We start from the raw sequence: 16,959 nt of genomic DNA, 5'->3' as shown, positions 1-16,959 counted from the left end.
AGGGCCTTACGGATGTCTGAAGCTTACAAGCGGGCCGGTGTAGACGTTGAAGCAGGATACCAGGCGGTAGAGCGGATGAAAAAGCACATTGCCCGGACCGGGCGCCCGGAAGTGATGGGGGCTCTCGGTGGTTTTGGCGGTATGTTTGATATTTCCGGACTTCCTTACAAAGAGCCTGTGCTCATATCAGGCACAGACGGTGTCGGCACGAAATTAATGCTTGCTTTTCAAATGAATAAGCACGACACGATCGGCCAGGATGTGGTGGCAATGTGTGTAAATGATATCGCCGTCCAGGGGGCCGATCCCCTCTATTTTCTGGATTATCTGGCTCTGGGAAAAGCAGATCCGGAAAAAATCGAGCAGATCGTCAAAGGCGTAGCAGACGGCTGCGTGCAGGCAGGCTGCGCTGTCATTGGCGGAGAAACCGCCGAGATGCCGGGAATGTACAGTGAGGAAGAATACGACCTGGCCGGGTTTGCGGTTGGGGCAGCGGAAAAGGCGGATATTCTGGCTGAGCCACAAGCCGGACCCGGGGACGTGATTATTGGTGTAGCTTCCTCAGGCGTGCACAGCAACGGGTTTTCCCTCGTGCGTAAGGTATTGTTTGAGGATGGCCTGTTTACGGTGAATGACACGGTTCCTCCGTTTCAGCGTCCGCTCGGTGAAGAGCTGCTTGAGCCGACAAAGATTTACGTAAATGCGGCGAAAGCCATTAAGCAGCTGGGCACATCCAGAGGAATGGCTCATATTACTGGCGGCGGTTTTTTTGAAAATGTGCCGAGAATGCTGCCGGACGGCTGTGGTGCGATGTTTGACGTCCACAGCTGGAAGCAGCCGGAAATTTTTCCTTTCATTCAAAACGAAGGTCATTTGTCTCCGGAAGACATGTTTGGCACCTTTAACATGGGTATTGGTTTAATGACAGTGGTCCCGGCTGCGGAAAAAGAAAACGTACTCCAGGCCCTGAAGCAGGACGGGGAAGAGGCGTGGGCCATTGGGGAAGTAACTGATGGCGGCGGAGTGCAGGTGAAGGGGGCGACGTGCTGATGAAGCTCGCCCTATTTGCCTCTGGTACTGGGTCGAACGCCCGTTCATTGATCCGCGCAGCCCGGGAAGAGAGACTCAAAGCGGAATTCGTGCTGATTGTCTGTGATAAGCCGCAGGCTCCGGTCGTTGCCTTTGCCGAAGAAGAGGGTATTCCGGTGTTCGCTTTTTCGCCGAAGGAGTACGAAAACAAGGCGGCGTTTGAAACTGAAATCGTGAAGGAATTATATGCTAAAGGGGCGGAACGGATCGTGCTTGCCGGCTATATGCGGTTAATCGGCGATACGCTGCTTAGCGAATACAGCGGACGTATGATTAATGTCCATCCTTCACTGCTTCCGGCTTTTCCTGGAAAGGATGCCATCAGGCAGGCGTGGGATGCAGGAGTAAAAGTGACCGGGGTCACGGTTCATTACGTCGATGAAGGCATGGATACCGGCAGCATTATTGCGCAGGAGCCGCTGTATGTAAAGGATACGGATTCGCTTGGAACACTCACCGCCGGTATCCAGGCCGTTGAACACCGGCTTTATCCGGACATCGTCCAGCAGTGGATCACCCGTCCCCTGAAAACAGCACAAACCAATACGGAGGGAGCCAACCATTCATGAAACGAGCATTAATTAGTGTGTCAGATAAAGAGGGTATTGTACCCCTGGCCAAAAGCCTTGAAAAACAGGGAATTGAAATTATCTCTACGGGAGGAACGAGCCGCGTACTCGAGGAAAGCGGTGTGCAGATCAAGGGTATTTCAGACGTTACCGGATTTCCGGAAATACTTGACGGCCGGGTGAAGACGCTGCATCCAAACATACATAGCGGTCTGCTTGCCCGCCGCAGCGACGATGCCCATACAGCCCAGCTGAACGAGCACGGTATCGAACCAATTGACCTGGTAGTCGTAAATCTGTACCCGTTCAAAAAAACGATCGAAAACCCGGACAAGTCGTTTGAGGATGCCATTGAAAATATTGATATCGGCGGTCCGACAATGCTTAGGGCAGCGGCGAAAAACTTCGAAGACGTTACGGTCGTCGTGGATCCGGATGATTATGAGCTTGTGCTTACAGAATTAAAAGATGGCGGCACGGTATCAGCGGAGACGAACAAAAGGCTCGCAGCCAAGGTGTTCCGGCACACTGCTTCCTATGACGCGTTAATTGCGGATTATTTAACCCGGGAAGCCGGCGAAAAGCATCCTGAAATGTACACCGTGACGTATGAGAAAAAGCAGGATCTGCGCTACGGCGAAAATCCTCATCAGGAGGCAGCCTTTTACCGGGAGCCAATCGGGCCGCTCAGCTCGATTGCAAATGCCTTCCAGCTGCACGGCAAAGAGCTTTCCTATAACAATATTAACGATGCTGAAGCAGCGCTCAGTATGATCCGCGAATTCACGCACCCGGCCTCGGTGGCCGTTAAGCACATGAATCCGTGCGGGGTCGCGATTGGGGAAACACTCGAGGAAGCCTACGACAAAACGTATGCCGCAGACCCGGTCTCGATATTCGGGGGAATCGTTGCGTTTAACGGCGAAGTAACAGAGGCCATCGCAGAAAAGCTGAAGGAGATTTTCCTTGAAATTGTTATCGCCCCGAGCTTTTCGCAGGAAGCCCTTGATCTGCTGACGCAGAAGAAAAATATCCGTCTGCTGACTGTCACGCTCGAAGGACTTGCTGAGACGCGTTCACAATTGACGTCCATCCACGGCGGCCTGCTTGTACAGGACGAGGATACCAAAGGCTTTCTGGATGCGGACGTGCGAGTGGTAACCGAACGGGAGCCGACAGAAGCGGAATGGGAGGACTTGAAGCTTGCCTGGAAGGTAGTTAAGCACGTGAAATCCAACGCGATCGTATTGACGAAAAATGTTCAGACGATTGGAATTGGTGCCGGCCAGATGAACCGTGTCGGTTCGGCTGAAATTGCTATTAACCAGGCCGGAGAGGAAGCGGCAAACAGCGCTCTCGGCTCTGATGCCTTCTTCCCGATGCAGGATACGGTGGAAACAGCCGGAGAAGCCGGTATTTCAGCGATTGTTCAGCCGGGCGGCTCAATCCGGGACCAGGAGTCCATCGACCGCGCCAACGAATTGGGAATCACTATGGTGTTTACCGGCATGCGCCATTTCAGGCATTAAGACCCGAAAAGTCCGGGGTTCCACTCCCCGGGCTTTTATTTGAGACCGGTAAGGCACAGCTATAACGGCTTTTGAACAGGAGGATGGCGATGAATGTCTTAGTAGTAGGAGCAGGGGGGCGCGAGCATGCCCTTGCTTATGCCTTTGCAAAAAGTGCGAGCGTAACGCAGGTATACGCAGCTCCGGGCAATGACGGTATGGAGAATTATGCAGAATGCGTAAACATAGCGGAAACCGATCAGGAAAGCCTGGTGGCCTTCGCAAAAGAAAAGGCAGTGAAGCTGACCGTGATCGGACCGGAAGCCCCGCTGTTGGCAGGACTTGCTGACCGCTTTGAGCATGAAGGATTGCGCGTGTTTGGTCCGGGTGAGAAAGCAGCTATGATTGAAGGAAGTAAGTCGTACGCAAAAGAAATCATGGAACGCTACCATATTCCAACTGGTGCCTATGCTTCGTTTTCAGCATACGAAGAAGCAGAAGCTTATGTGCGCAGGCAGGGAGCACCGATTGTCATTAAAGCAGACGGCCTGGCTGCCGGCAAGGGGGTCACCGTAGCGATGACCGAAGCAGAAGCGGTGCAGGCGCTTCAAGAAGTACTGAAGGACAACAAGTTCGGCGAAGCGGGAGCCGAAGTAGTCATTGAGGAGTTTTTAGAGGGCGAGGAGCTGTCTTTAATGGCTTTTGTCCACGGCGAAACGGTTGTGCCGATGGTTGCTGCCCAGGATCATAAACGTGCCTATGATAACGACGAAGGGCCTAATACTGGAGGGATGGGCGCCTATAGTCCCGTGCCTCAGTTTACTCAAAAAAATATCGATGAAGCGGTGGAAAAAGTGCTTCAGCCGGCAGCCGCCGGCCTGGTGCAGGAAGGCTCACCGTTCACCGGTGTCCTGTATGCCGGATTGATGATGACATCTGCCGGGCCGAAGGTGATTGAATTTAATGCAAGGTTCGGCGATCCAGAAGCGCAGGTCGTCCTTCCACGACTTGAATCGGACCTGGCGGAGCTTCTGATAGCCCTCCTCGACGGGGAAAAACCGGAGCCCGTATGGTCAGAAGAAGCTGTACTTGGAGTAGTAGCCGCTTCTAAAGGCTATCCCGGCAGCTATGAAAAGAACCATCCTATTCAGCAGGTTCCAAAAAGCCCCCTTCTTTTTTTCGCGGGAGTGGAAAAAAAGAACGGTGTATATGTAAACAGCGGTGGCCGGGTGCTGCTGCTGTCGGAAAAGGCTGCGACCCTCGGGGAAGCGAAGAAACAGGTGTACGAAAAAATGAAGGAACTCGATACGGGTAATTTGTTTTACCGCACCGACATTGGTTTTCGGGCGCTGAAATAATGACAAGGAGACTGTTTCTGCTGACGGCAGAAGCAGTTTTTTTATGAATTTTGCAAAGCGAATGTGAATTTTATGTTATATTTCCTGTCATTTTCTTTCTCCCTGGTGCAGTATTCTGTTACAATAAGCAGGATAAAAATATTAGTACAGTTTTATCGGTTCTTCAATAAGTTCCCCTAATATTTTAAGTGAATTCTGACAATTATCTAAAACTGTTTCATTATTTTTGTGAAACTATGAAAACAGTTATAAAAAGAAAAACGTTTCAAAATTGTCACCTGAAAATATAAAAAAGCGTTTACATTTGTGATATGATAGGGAAAATGAAATCGGGCAACGAACTGTGTGCAAGAGGAGAGATGTTTGGATGGCAAATAAGCTGTATCATTGGAGCAAATCAACATTGAGAGAGCATCTTTCCGTAATGAGGGGCGAAACAGCACCCTCTATTATTTTAAAAGATGCAACGTACTTAAATAGTGCCCGCAAAAGCTGGAGCAGCGGGCACATATGGATATATGACGACCGCATTATGTACGCCGGACCTGAATGGCCGGAAAAAACAGAAGGGTCAGAAATCGTCGATTGCAGCGAAAAATGGGTGGTGCCGGGTTATATTGAACCGCACGCCCACCCGTTCCAGCTGTACAGCCCGCAGACCCTGGCAGAATATGCCTCCGTGCGCGGGACGACCACCCTTGTGAACGACAATTTGTTTTTGTTTTTAAATATGGAAAAGTACCAGGCGCTTTCTGCTATTGAAGACCTTGGAGAGCTGCCTACGTCCATGTTCTGGTGGGCCCGGTACGATTCGCAGACAGAGCTGGAAGAGGAAGACCGTTGGTTTTCGCCGTCGAACATGAAGGACTGGCTGGAGCATCCGCTCGTCGTTCAGGGCGGAGAACTGACCTCCTGGCCTAAAGTAATGACCGGCAACGATACAATCCTGCACTGGATGCAGTATACTAAGGAGCTGAATAAGCCGATTGAAGGGCATCTGCCGGGCTCATCAGTATCCACGATTACACAGATGGCGCTGCTCGGCGTGGATGGCGAGCATGAAGCGATGACTGCAGAAGAAGCGCTGCGCCGGCTGGATGCGGGACTTGTTACCTCACTTCGCTACTCTTCGATCCGCCCGGATCTTCCGGATATGATCGAAGGACTGCTTGAAGCCGGAATCACGGACTTTCGCCGTTTCACACTAAACACTGACGGATCTACGCCTGCCTTCTACAAGGAAGGTGTTATTGACCGGACCATTCAAATCTGCCTGGACAAGGGTGTCCCTGAAATCGATGCGTATGAAATGGGATCGTATAACGCGGCGGTTCACCTGGGTCTCGACAATTTAATCGGCATGATTGCCCCGGGACGGCTGGCTCACCTGAATATTCTGTCGGACAAGCGCGAGCCTAAGCCTGAAGCCGTTCTCGCTAAAGGGCAGTGGGTGTACAGGGATGAAACGAACCTGTATCCGAAGAAGCCGTTTGAATGGGAGAAGTACGGGGTCACGCCGCTTGAAATTGATTGGGAATTAAAGGACAGTGACTTTCACTTTTCAATGCCGATGGGGATTGAACTAATGAATTCCGTGATTTTAAAGCCTTATCACATTGGCATTGAAGCAAATAATGATGAGCTTTGGAAAACGCATGACGAATCCTTTTTCATGGTTGTTGACCGCTACGGGAACTGGCGCGTTAATACGATTTTAAAGGGATTTGCGACTAAGGTGGACGGGTTTGCATCGTCCTTTAATAACAACGGCGATATTATTATGATCGGCAAGCACAAGGAAGACATGGAAAAAGCCGCCCATGAACTGATAAAGAATAACGGCGGGATTTTTCTGGTCGAGGACGGGGAAGTGGTGGAGCATATTACCCTGGATATTTTCGGCCTGATGTCTTCGAAGCCGATGGAAGAGGTTATTTCTGAGCATGAAAAAATGGTGGCTGCGCTGAAGAACCGGGGCTATCCGCATGAGGATCCAATTTATTCTCTCTTATTTTTTGCAGCGACTCACCTCCCGTATATCAGGGTTACACAAAAAGGTATATACGATGTTCATAAAAAAATGGTACTCTTTCCTGCCATTATGCGTTAAACTGTAAAAGTAGGTACTGATATCAGCTAGTTTCAGCTTGAATGAAACTGTTTTGCGCGTCGCTTTATGAATAAATACCTTCGTCTGTCACGTAGCCAAAAAGGAGTGTAGTGTGTTGCAGATTGACAAATTAAGGGGCAAAGAGCTAGATCAGCTCTTTCAGGCGATCCTTTCGTTAAAAAATATTGATGAGTGCTATGAGTTTTTTGACGATCTATGCACGATTAATGAAATTCAATCACTTGCCCAGCGGCTTGAAGTAGCAAGAATGCTTCAGCACAGATATACGTATCACAAAATTGAATTGGAAACCGGTGCGAGCACTGCCACCATATCACGTGTGAAACGGTGCCTGAATTATGGAAACGACAGCTACCAGATGACTCTCGACCGCGTGCACAATGAAAAACAGGAACAGGACTCACAATAGAGCGTAACAGACAGACGCGTATAAAACTCCCGCCGGACTGCCGGATGGGAGTTTTTTTGCGGCGGCAGCCAAATAAGTTTATTTAGTAACAGCGGTGGATTTGATATAATGAAAGACTGAAGAACGAAAAGCGGAAAGGCCCGGAATGTTTGGCCGCTTCAAGCACCAGGCGCCTTCTGTCCGGACTTATCTATTTTCATAAAGGGAGTACATGAGGATGCTATCATATTCAGAATGGGAACATGCCTTCAAGCTGGATCCGGCGAAGACGATCAGCGACGAAGATTTAGAACTAATATGTGAATCGGGAACAGACGCGGTGATTGTAGGAGGAAGCGACGGAGTCACGCTTGATAATACATTGAACCTTCTGGCCCGGGTGCGGAGATTTCCGGTCGCATGTGCGCTTGAAATTTCAAATATAGAGGCGGTAACGCCCGGATTTGACTGCTATCTCGTGCCAACGGTGTTAAACGCCGGGGACGTACGCTGGATTACCGGTATGCATCAGGAGGCACTGAAGAAAATGGGGCCGGCCCTCGAGCAGGAGGAAGTGCTTGCAGAGGGCTACTGTATTTTAAATCCAGAAGCTAAGGCTGCAGTATTGACAGATGCAAAGACAGAACAGATGGAGGAAGATATTGAAGCATACGCCGCGATGGCGGACCGTTTATTTCATCTTCCGATATTTTATATAGAATACAGCGGGATGTACGGAGACGTACGAATGGTCCAGGAAGCACGTAAAACACTAAACGAAGCAAGGCTTTTTTACGGCGGCGGCATTCGTTCGAAGGAGCAGGCGGCGGAGATGGCTGCTTATGCCGACACGATTGTAGTCGGAGACATTGTGTATGAGGATATCAAAAAAGCAGTGCAGACCGTTAAGGCAGCCAGAGCGTAGCGTGAATCACAAATATTCGGTATACTGTACAGGAACATACGTTCCTTAACACTTATGAAAGGCGGTGGCATCATGCAGCGACAAATCATTGAGCGCATGTTATCCGGAATGAACGAGCCGCAGAAACGCGCGGTCCAGCATACAGAAGGTCCGCTTTTGGTCATGGCCGGAGCGGGAAGCGGAAAAACCCGGGTATTAACCCATCGGATTGCCTACTTAATTAGAGAAAAAATGATCCCGCCTTACGCGATTCTTGCGATTACTTTTACAAATAAAGCAGCCAAGGAAATGAAGGAGCGTGTTGGCAAGCTTGTCGGTCCGGTTGCTGAGGATATTTGGATGTCTACCTTCCACTCGATGTGCGTCCGCATTCTCCGCCGGGATATCGACCGGATCGGCTATAACCGGAATTTTTCGATCCTGGATTCAAGCGACCAGCTGTCTGTGATCAAGCAGATTTTAAAGGATCAGAATATCGACTCGAAAAAATTTGAGCCACGGGCCATTCTCGGCATGATTTCATCCAACAAAAACGTGCTTGAAACGCCGAAGCAGTTTGCAGAAAGGGCAGAAGGCCCATTCGAAGAAATTGCAGCGGACGTGTATAAAGAGTACCAGCGACGGCTCCGGAACAACCATGCTCTTGACTTTGACGACCTTATTATGAAGACCATCCAGCTGTTTGAGGACGTGCCGGAGGTGCTGCAGTTTTATCAGCGGAAATTTCAGTACATTCATGTGGACGAATACCAGGATACCAACCGGGCGCAGTATATGCTTGTGAATATGCTCGCAGCAAAGCGCCACAATCTCTGTGTCGTGGGGGATTCAGATCAGTCCATCTACAAATGGCGCGGGGCGGACATACAAAATATTCTTTCCTTTGAGCGCGACTATCCGGAATCCGTCACTGTTTTTCTCGAACAGAATTACCGGTCGACGAAGACGATTCTTCGCGCGGCAAATGAAGTGATTAAAAACAATGCCGGAAGAAAAGAAAAGACGCTTTGGACATCGAACCCGGACGGAGAAAACATCTATTACTTCCAGGCCTCCAATGAACGGGACGAAGCGTATTATGTGGTGGACAAAATTAAAGAAATTACGAGAAAAAAAGACATACGCCACGGTGATATTGCCGTATTATACCGGACAAACGCCCAGTCCCGTGTGATTGAGGAAATGTTTGTCAAATCAGGCGTCGAATACAACATGATTGGCGGTACCAAGTTCTATGACCGTAAGGAAATCAAGGATCTTCTCGGCTATTTGCGGACAGTTGCAAACCCGGACGACGATATCAGCCTTGGAAGGATTGTAAACGTACCGAAACGCGGTATTGGGGCTTCCACGATGGAAAAGGTGACCAAATATGCTGCGAGTCAGGATATTTCCCTCATCCATGCCCTGCAGGAGGCCGATCAGATTGGTCTTGGCGCCGGCCCGACAAAGAAACTGCAGTCCTTTGCCGAACAGATGAACCACTGGATGCAGATGCAGGATTACCTGTCGGTTACCGAGCTGGTCGAAGAGCTGCTGGAAAAAACCGGATACCGGGAAGCGCTGAAAAATGAACGTTCGCTTGAGTCGCAGAGCCGCCTCGAAAACCTGGAGGAATTTATGACAGTAGCCCAGGAGTTCGAAAAACGGAGTGAGGATAAATCATTAATTTCCTTTTTAACAGACCTGGCGCTCGTGGCTGATTTGAACGAAAACGATGACACAGACGTGCGGGACAAGGTAGCGATGATGACCCTGCACTCCGCCAAGGGACTGGAGTTTCCGACAGTGTTCCTTATTGGAATGGAAGAAGGAATCTTTCCGCACAACCGGTCGCTTTTCGAGCCTGAAGAGATGGAGGAGGAGCGCCGGCTTGCCTATGTCGGGATGACCCGGGCCGAGCAGGAGCTTCACCTGACCCATGCCTCCATGCGGATGCAGTACGGACGAACGCAGGCGAATCCGATGTCGCGGTTTATCCAGGAGCTTCCGCAGGAGCTGATCTCCGGCCGTGAAGAGAAGCAACAGGCTCCTGCCGGCGGAAAAACAGCGTCCCCGTTTGAACGCAAGCGCCAGGCAGCAACGGCTGCACCCCGTGAAAGCAAAGCACCGACGCCAAGCGGAGGCAGTGACCTTGCCTGGAATATCGGAGACAAAGCGAAGCACAAAAAATGGGGCACCGGCACTGTGGTCAGCTTACGCGGTGAAGGCAATGATATGGAGCTTGACATTGCCTTTCCAAGTGAAGGAGTTAAACGGCTGATGGCCACATTCGCCCCGATCGAAAAAGCATAGAAAGGACGAAGCCGATGGAGAGAAAGCAAGCAGAAGAACGTGTGGAAAAACTCCGCCAGCTGTTGGATAAATACGGCTACTATTACTATGTAAAAGACGATCCGATCGTACCGGATGCGGAATACGATGAACGGCTGCAGGAGTTGATCCAGCTTGAAAATGACTTTCCAGATCTGCAGGCTCCCGACTCTCCTACCGTCCGGGTCGGAGGAGCACCCCTGGAGGGCTTTCGCAAGGTACAGCACCGGATTCCGATGCTGAGTCTCGGAAACGCGTTCAACGAACAGGACGTGCGGGACTTTGACCGGCGGGTGCGCCAGGTGACCGGCGACAACGTGGAATACGTGTGCGAGCTGAAAATTGACGGCCTGGCCGTATCGCTTTCCTATGAAGATGGACGCTTCGTCCTCGGAGCCACCCGGGGTGACGGTACGACCGGGGAGGATATTACCCACAACCTGAAAACGGTCCGGGCGATCCCTCTGCGTCTTGAAGAAGCGGTGGATATTGAAGTCCGCGGGGAAGTGTTTATGCCGGAGCGCTCATTTCTCAGCCTGAATGAAGATAAGGAGAAAAATGGAGAAGAGCCGTTTGCCAACCCGCGCAATGCAGCTGCGGGGTCTCTCCGGCAGCTTGATCCGAAAATTGCAGCCAAGCGGAGCCTGGATATCTTTCTTTACGGTGCCGGCAATGATGACGAGCTGGATGTAAATACGCATGCTGAGTCGCTTGATTACATGGATCACCTGGGATTTAAAGTAAACCCGGAAACAAAAAAATGCCGAACCATCGAAGAAGTGCTGGAATTTGTAGACTACTGGACAGAAAATCGCAACGGGCTTTCCTATGAAATTGACGGCATTGTTATTAAAGTGGATGACTTAGGCCAGCGGGAGGACCTCGGATTTACGGCAAAAAGTCCGCGCTGGGCGACGGCCTACAAATTCCCGGCAGAGGAAAAAGTGACGACACTCGAGGATATTATTTTAAGCGTCGGGCGTACCGGTGTCGTGACTCCGACGGCGAAGCTGACGCCGGTCCAGGTGGCGGGCACGACGGTGCAGCGGGCCTCGCTTCACAATGAAGACCTCATCCGGGAAAAGGGGATCAAGCTCGGGGATCAAATTGTCGTTAAAAAGGCCGGGGATATTATTCCGGAGGTCGTGCGGGTGCTCACAGATCTCCGCGAAGGAAATGAACGGGAATTTGAAATGCCGGACGAGTGCCCGTCCTGTGGATCAGAGCTTGTACGTCTCGAGGAGGAGGTGGCTCTTCGCTGCATGAATCCAAACTGCCCGGCTCAGCTGCAGGAAGCGTTAATTCATTTTGTTTCCCGTGGAGCTATGAATATCGACGGCCTCGGAGAAAAGGTGATCCAGCAGCTGTTTTCGCATCAATTAGTCTCAGGAATTGAAGATATTTATAAGCTCGACCGGGATGAGCTGCTTGAGCTTGAACGTATGGGAGAAAAATCCGTTGATAATCTCTTAAGAGCAATTGAAGTATCTAAGGAAAATTCACTGGAGCGCCTACTGTTTGGTCTTGGAATCCGGTTTGTTGGCTCCAAAGCGGCACGGACGCTGGCAGAAGAGTTCGGCACGATGGAGGCGCTTGAACTGGCAGACAAAGAGCAGCTTCTTGCTATTTATGACATTGGAGAAAAGGTGGCGGATTCCATTGTCAGTTATTTTGAACAGGAAAACGTTTCGACACTGCTGGGCGAACTGCGCCGGCTCGGGCTGAATATGGAATATAAAGGCCCGCGGAAATCGGAGCAGGCCACAGATACATTATTTAGCGGTAAAACAGTCGTTCTTACCGGCAAGCTGCAGGAGTTAACCCGCAAGGACGCCAAAGAACGGATTGAGGCATTGGGTGGAAAGGTTACCGGCAGCGTCAGCAGCAAAACGGATATTGTAGTGGCAGGAGAAGAAGCCGGCTCTAAACTGGAAAAAGCGAGAGAGCTGAATGTTACCGTCTGGAACGAACAGCAGTTAATTGAGCAGACAAATGAATAAAAAGAAGATAAAAGTATCTTGTTTCACTCGGATATACCTTCTAAGATAGAAAATAGAAAGAAAAAATGTGAACCTCTGGACGCAAAAGAAAAAAACATCTGGAAGGAAACGCCGGGAATGGAGGAAATGATATCATGCGGAAAAGAGCCGGCTTAGTTATAGCTGCTTCCGTGTTTGCATTATCAGGGTGCGGGTTGTTTGGCGGGAACGAATCTGAATCAGAGAACTCCCAGCCGGAATCAGAAGAAGATTTGTCGCTTAGTGCCGGCATTCCAAGCCTGGATGAGTACTACCGGGCGGTGCTCACTGACGATGGCCAATACGTAACGGGTGAATCCCGGGGGCTCAGCAACGCCATTGTTTATAACCGCTTTGATCTTGAGCGGATGGAAATAGGTATGCAGGAGCTTGCTTCGGAAGAGTTCAGCCAGGACAATTATTACTTCCGGGAAGGCCAGATCATTGAACGCAGTGAATTAAACAGCTGGCTGCTCCGGGAAGGTGAAGAAGAGGACGGTGAACCGACAACGAGGCCGAAGGGGCTGAATCCGCCGCTTGCCGGCAGTAAAGGTGACGGGTTTGAGGAGCGTGAGCGGAGCGAACCGAGAACAATGTCCAATCTGCTTGAACATAACTATATGGAAGAGGGAAGCGATGGTCTTGAACTTGGCGGAATTGTCATAGGGCTGTCGATGAATGAAACATATTACTTCCGCGAAGAGTATGAAGACGGTACATATGGCCCGTGGCTCGAGGAATCCATCAGTGAAGAAAATGCTCTTGAGGATGCCAAGCGTATTGCAGGAGAAATTACCGAGCGCCTGCGAAATGAAAACCGGGATAATGCGGACCGGATTGAAGAAGTGCCGATCATGTTTACCGTCTTCCAGGAGGCGCCTAGAGACTCCAGCGTGCCGGGAACGTTTATTGCCACTGGCATGGCTGATCCAGGCCAGGAACCTGGAAGCTGGAATGAGATAAATGAATCGAACTATCTGTTCCCGTCCTCGGAGGCAGAGGAAAATAACCGTTCGGATTCTGAAATGTTTAATGAATTTAGTAACGAGGTTAACAGCTTTTTTGACAGTACGGTCGGGGTAGTTGGAGAAGGTCATTACGTCAACGGCGAACTCGACAGCCTCACGATTGATATTCCAATTCAATTTTACAGTAAAACAGAAATTATTGCCTTTACTCAGCACGTGGCGGACAAAACAGAAGACATTTTTCCAAACGGGCTTGAAGTTGAAGTGAATATTAATTCTTCCTCCGGCCAGGAAGCTTTAATTACGAAAGATCAGGGAGAAGATATGTACGTTCACGTCTACAATGAGTGATTTGTGAACGCGGGAAGTGGGCACAGTTGCCCGCTTTCCTTTTTCTTTGATATGATCAGAGTATTGTCACAACAGAAGAACGACAGAAGCATTTAAAGGAGGAAAAACTGATGGCTCATATTACAAAAGAAGACGTGGAGCACGTGGCCCATCTGGCAAGACTTTCCGTTTCGGATGAGGATCTGGAAAAGCTGACCGAAGAGCTTGATGCGATTATTGGATTTGCTGAACAGCTCGAGGAGCTTGATACGACTGACGTAGAGCCGACATCCCACGTACTGGATATCCACAACGTACTGCGTGAAGATACGATTCAACCATCGCTTGACCGGGAGGAAGCATTAAAAAATGCTCCGGACCAAAAAGACGGCCAGGTCAAAGTACCATCCGTGCTGGAGTAAAAGAAGGGAGATAACGTATGTCCATTTTGGAAGAAAATGTAGCGTCGTTACATACAAAGATAAAAAATCAGGAAGTAACTGTCGCCGAACTGGTGGAAGCCTCATTTGCGCGTATTCGTGAAGTAGACACAGATGTAAAAGCGTTTTTAACGTTAAACGAAGACCGGGCACTCGCGCAGGCTGAAAAGCTCGACAAGCAGATTCAAAACGGCGGTGAGGTTCCGTTTTTGTTCGGCATGCCAGCAGGTATTAAAGATAATATCATCACCCAGGACCTGCGGACCACCTGCGCAAGCCAGCTGCTTGCAAACTTTGACCCGGTTCATAATGCGACCGTGATGGATAAGCTTGGAGAGGCAGAGACGGTAACCGTCGGGAAGCTGAACATGGACGAATTCGCCATGGGATCCTCGACGGAGAACTCCGGTGTACAGGAAACGAGAAATCCGTGGAACACTGAGTACGTTCCAGGCGGTTCGAGCGGCGGTTCGGCAGCCTCAGTGGCAGCCGGCGAAGTCCTGTTTTCATTAGGGTCGGACACGGGCGGATCCATCCGCCAGCCGGCGTCCTACTGCGGAGTTGTCGGCTTGAAGCCTACCTACGGACGCGTATCGCGGTACGGTCTCGTTGCTTTCGCTTCTTCCCTGGATCAGATTGGGCCGCTTACCCGCTCCGTGGAGGATAATGCTTACGTATTGCAGCAGATTGCCGGCCATTCGGAGAACGACTCCACCTCTGCCGACGTGCAGGTGCCAAATTATCTGGAGGCACTGGGCAAGGACGTCAAGGGCCTGAAAATCGGTGTGCCATCTGAATACATCGGTGAAGGCGTGGATGAAGGCGTTAAGCAGCGGGTGCTTGAAGCGCTGAAGGTTTTAGAGGATCAGGGTGCAGTGTGGGAGGAAGTCTCCCTGCCGCATTCAAAATACGCAGTTGCTGCCTACTATTTAATTGCTTCTTCAGAGGCTTCAGCCAACCTGGCCCGCTTTGACGGTGTCCGTTACGGTGTTCGCGATGAAAACGCGAAAGACCTGGTGGAAATGTACAAAGAAACCCGCAGCAAAGGCTTCGGCGAAGAAGTAAAGCGCCGGATCATGCTCGGAACATTTGCTTTGAGCGCCGGTTATTATGATGCCTACTATAAGAAGGCTCAGCAGGTACGGACGCTCATCCGCCGGGATTTCGAAAAAGTATTTGCCGATTACGACGTCATCGTTGGGCCAACGGCACCGACGACTGCGTTTAAACTCGGGGAACAGCTCGATGACCCGCTCACCATGTACGCCAACGATATTCTAACCATTCCGGTAAACCTGGCGGGCATTCCGGCGATTTCTGTGCCGTGCGGCTTCTCGGACAATATGCCGGTAGGCCTGCAGATTATCGCCAAGCCGTTTGCTGAAGAAACGATTTATACAGTTGCTCACGCTTTTGAGCAGGCAACTGAACACCATAAAGCCAGACCGGAATTATAGGGGAGGAACCAGGACCATGAACTTTGAAACAATCATTGGACTCGAAGTCCATGCAGAGTTAAAAACAAACACAAAGATTTTCTGCAACTGCTCAACCGAATTTGGTGCTCCTCCGAATACGCATACGTGCCCGGTCTGCCTGGGCCATCCGGGAGTGCTGCCGGTTTTGAACGAGCAGGCGGTTAACTTCGCCATGAAAGCAGCGCTCGCATTGAACTGCGACATTGCCGCAGAAACGAAATTCGACCGGAAAAACTATTTTTATCCCGATAACCCAAAGGCATATCAAATTTCCCAGTTTGACCAGCCGATCGGGGAAAACGGCTGGATCGACATTGAAACAGAAGAAAACGGGCCGAAGCGTATCGGTATCACCCGTATTCACATGGAAGAAGATGCCGGAAAGCTCACGCACGACGAAGACGGCGGCCACTCTCTGGTGGACTTTAACCGTGTCGGCACACCTCTGATTGAAATCGTATCAGAACCGGATATTACAACGCCCGAGGAAGGCTACGCCTATCTGGAAAAATTAAAAGCGATTCTGCAGTATACCGACGTGTCCGACTGCAAAATGGAAGAAGGATCGCTCCGTTGTGATGCGAATATTTCCATCCGTCCGGCCGGCCAGGAGGAATTCGGCACAAAAACTGAGCTGAAAAACCTGAACTCATTTACGAATGTGCAAAAAGGGCTGTCGTTTGAAGAAGAGCGCCAGGAAAAAGAACTGCTTGCTGGCGGGGAAGTACTGCAGGAAACGCGCCGGTGGGATGATGCGAAAAAAGAAACGATTCTGATGCGTATCAAAGAAGGCTCGGACGATTACCGTTACTTCCCGGAGCCGGACCTGGTCACTTACTATATTGATGAAGACTGGAAATCACGAATCCGTTCACTAATTCCCGAGCTGCCGGACGCCCGGAAGAAGCGTTATATCGAGGACTTCGGTCTTTCCGAATACGACGCCTCGGTGCTGGTGCAGTCCAAGGCAATCGCAGACTTTTTCCAGGAAACTGTTGAGGCCGGAGCGGACAGCAAGCTCACGGCCAACTGGCTGATGGGCGAGGTGAGCGGCTATTTAAACAACAATGATATGGATATCGAAGAGACCGCGCTTACGCCGCAGTCGCTCGCTAAGCTGATTGAACTCATTGAAAAGGGCACCATTTCTAGTAAAATCGCTAAGCAGGTTTTTGCAGATGTAATGGAGCAGGGCGGCGATCCGGAACAGATCGTAAAAGACAAAGGACTTATGCAGATCTCTGATGAAGGAGAGCTTAAGCAGGTCGTCGATGGTATATTGGATAACAATCCGCAGTCGATCGAAGACTACAAAAACGGAAAAGACAAAGCGCTCGGCTTCTTAGTCGGCCAGGTGATGAAGGAAACGAAGGGGAAAGCCAACCCGCAAATGGTGAACTCTTTAATTCTTGAAGGTATGGAACAGCGCTAATACGAAAACCCC

The 16,959-nt window shown here is 50.3% G+C and carries 13 protein-coding genes; all 13 read left to right on the top strand.

What is annotated here, in order from left to right:
* Positions 1–12 precede the first annotated feature (12 nt).
* The 13 genes from purM (at position 13) to gatB (ending at position 16,947) form a co-directional block, all read left to right on the top strand.
* Complete coding sequence (gene purM / locus SIC45_RS11680) at positions 13–1,050, top strand: phosphoribosylformylglycinamidine cyclo-ligase (RefSeq protein ID WP_319632263.1); 1,038 nt, start codon at positions 13–15, stop codon at positions 1,048–1,050.
* A complete protein-coding gene (purN, locus tag SIC45_RS11675; protein ID WP_319632966.1) occupies positions 1,047–1,658 on the top strand; it encodes a phosphoribosylglycinamide formyltransferase in 612 nt (203 codons plus the stop codon). The genes purM and purN overlap by 4 nt, the downstream gene beginning before the upstream one ends.
* Positions 1,655–3,187, top strand: a complete 1,533-nt coding sequence (gene purH / locus SIC45_RS11670; RefSeq protein ID WP_298788388.1) for a bifunctional phosphoribosylaminoimidazolecarboxamide formyltransferase/IMP cyclohydrolase — start codon at positions 1,655–1,657, stop codon at positions 3,185–3,187. Before purN ends, purH begins: the two co-directional genes overlap by 4 nt.
* 89 nt (positions 3,188–3,276) lie before the next feature.
* Positions 3,277–4,524 (top strand): phosphoribosylamine--glycine ligase, encoded by a 1,248-nt coding sequence (purD, locus tag SIC45_RS11665; protein ID WP_319632262.1) that lies wholly within the window; start codon positions 3,277–3,279, stop codon positions 4,522–4,524.
* 367 nt (positions 4,525–4,891) lie between these two features.
* Positions 4,892–6,634 (top strand): adenine deaminase C-terminal domain-containing protein, encoded by a 1,743-nt coding sequence (locus SIC45_RS11660; protein ID WP_319632261.1) that lies wholly within the window; start codon positions 4,892–4,894, stop codon positions 6,632–6,634.
* Between the two features lie 115 nt (positions 6,635–6,749).
* Complete coding sequence (locus SIC45_RS11655; protein WP_319632260.1) at positions 6,750–7,064, top strand: YerC/YecD family TrpR-related protein; 315 nt, start codon at positions 6,750–6,752, stop codon at positions 7,062–7,064.
* A 217-nt stretch (positions 7,065–7,281) separates the two neighbouring features.
* Positions 7,282–7,968, top strand: coding sequence for a heptaprenylglyceryl phosphate synthase (locus SIC45_RS11650; RefSeq protein WP_298788378.1), 687 nt, complete (start codon positions 7,282–7,284; stop codon positions 7,966–7,968).
* A gap of 72 nt (positions 7,969–8,040) precedes the next feature.
* Complete coding sequence (pcrA, locus tag SIC45_RS11645; RefSeq protein ID WP_319632259.1) at positions 8,041–10,263, top strand: DNA helicase PcrA; 2,223 nt, start codon at positions 8,041–8,043, stop codon at positions 10,261–10,263.
* A gap of 14 nt (positions 10,264–10,277) precedes the next feature.
* The gene (ligA, locus tag SIC45_RS11640) at positions 10,278–12,281 is read left to right on the top strand and encodes an NAD-dependent DNA ligase LigA (RefSeq protein WP_319632258.1); all 2,004 of its coding nucleotides are present in this window, start codon (positions 10,278–10,280) and stop codon (positions 12,279–12,281) included.
* Positions 12,282–12,415: 134 nt separating this feature from the next.
* A complete protein-coding gene (locus tag SIC45_RS11635) occupies positions 12,416–13,618 on the top strand; it encodes a CamS family sex pheromone protein (protein WP_319632257.1) in 1,203 nt (400 codons plus the stop codon).
* 110 nt (positions 13,619–13,728) lie between these two features.
* Positions 13,729–14,019 carry an Asp-tRNA(Asn)/Glu-tRNA(Gln) amidotransferase subunit GatC gene (gene gatC / locus SIC45_RS11630; RefSeq protein ID WP_319632256.1) on the top strand — a complete coding sequence of 97 codons (291 nt, stop codon included), beginning with the start codon at positions 13,729–13,731 and terminating at the stop codon, positions 14,017–14,019.
* Positions 14,020–14,036: 17 nt separating this feature from the next.
* Entirely contained in the window at positions 14,037–15,494 is a 1,458-nt protein-coding gene (gene gatA, locus SIC45_RS11625; protein ID WP_319632255.1) for an Asp-tRNA(Asn)/Glu-tRNA(Gln) amidotransferase subunit GatA, read from the top strand.
* Between the two features lie 16 nt (positions 15,495–15,510).
* Positions 15,511–16,947 (top strand): Asp-tRNA(Asn)/Glu-tRNA(Gln) amidotransferase subunit GatB, encoded by a 1,437-nt coding sequence (gatB, locus tag SIC45_RS11620; RefSeq protein ID WP_319632254.1) that lies wholly within the window; start codon positions 15,511–15,513, stop codon positions 16,945–16,947.
* Positions 16,948–16,959 lie beyond the last annotated feature (12 nt).

Source organism: Marinococcus sp. PL1-022, assembly GCF_033845285.1.
Taxonomy (GTDB): domain Bacteria; phylum Bacillota; class Bacilli; order Bacillales; family Marinococcaceae; genus Marinococcus.
Note: the sequence above shows the minus strand (reverse complement) of the source record. Positions and strands in the feature narration are given on the sequence as shown.

Coding starts and splice junctions, on each gene's coding strand:
- purH (WP_298788388.1), top strand. CDS start 1,655: ATGAAACGAGCATTAATTAGTGTGTCAGATAAAGAGGGTATTGTACCC.
- pcrA (WP_319632259.1), top strand. CDS start 8,041: ATGCAGCGACAAATCATTGAGCGCATGTTATCCGGAATGAACGAGCCG.
- SIC45_RS11650 (WP_298788378.1), top strand. CDS start 7,282: ATGCTATCATATTCAGAATGGGAACATGCCTTCAAGCTGGATCCGGCG.
- ligA (WP_319632258.1), top strand. CDS start 10,278: ATGGAGAGAAAGCAAGCAGAAGAACGTGTGGAAAAACTCCGCCAGCTG.
- gatC (WP_319632256.1), top strand. CDS start 13,729: ATGGCTCATATTACAAAAGAAGACGTGGAGCACGTGGCCCATCTGGCA.
- SIC45_RS11660 (WP_319632261.1), top strand. CDS start 4,892: ATGGCAAATAAGCTGTATCATTGGAGCAAATCAACATTGAGAGAGCAT.
- purM (WP_319632263.1), top strand. CDS start 13: ATGTCTGAAGCTTACAAGCGGGCCGGTGTAGACGTTGAAGCAGGATAC.
- purD (WP_319632262.1), top strand. CDS start 3,277: ATGAATGTCTTAGTAGTAGGAGCAGGGGGGCGCGAGCATGCCCTTGCT.
- gatA (WP_319632255.1), top strand. CDS start 14,037: ATGTCCATTTTGGAAGAAAATGTAGCGTCGTTACATACAAAGATAAAA.
- SIC45_RS11635 (WP_319632257.1), top strand. CDS start 12,416: ATGCGGAAAAGAGCCGGCTTAGTTATAGCTGCTTCCGTGTTTGCATTA.
- gatB (WP_319632254.1), top strand. CDS start 15,511: ATGAACTTTGAAACAATCATTGGACTCGAAGTCCATGCAGAGTTAAAA.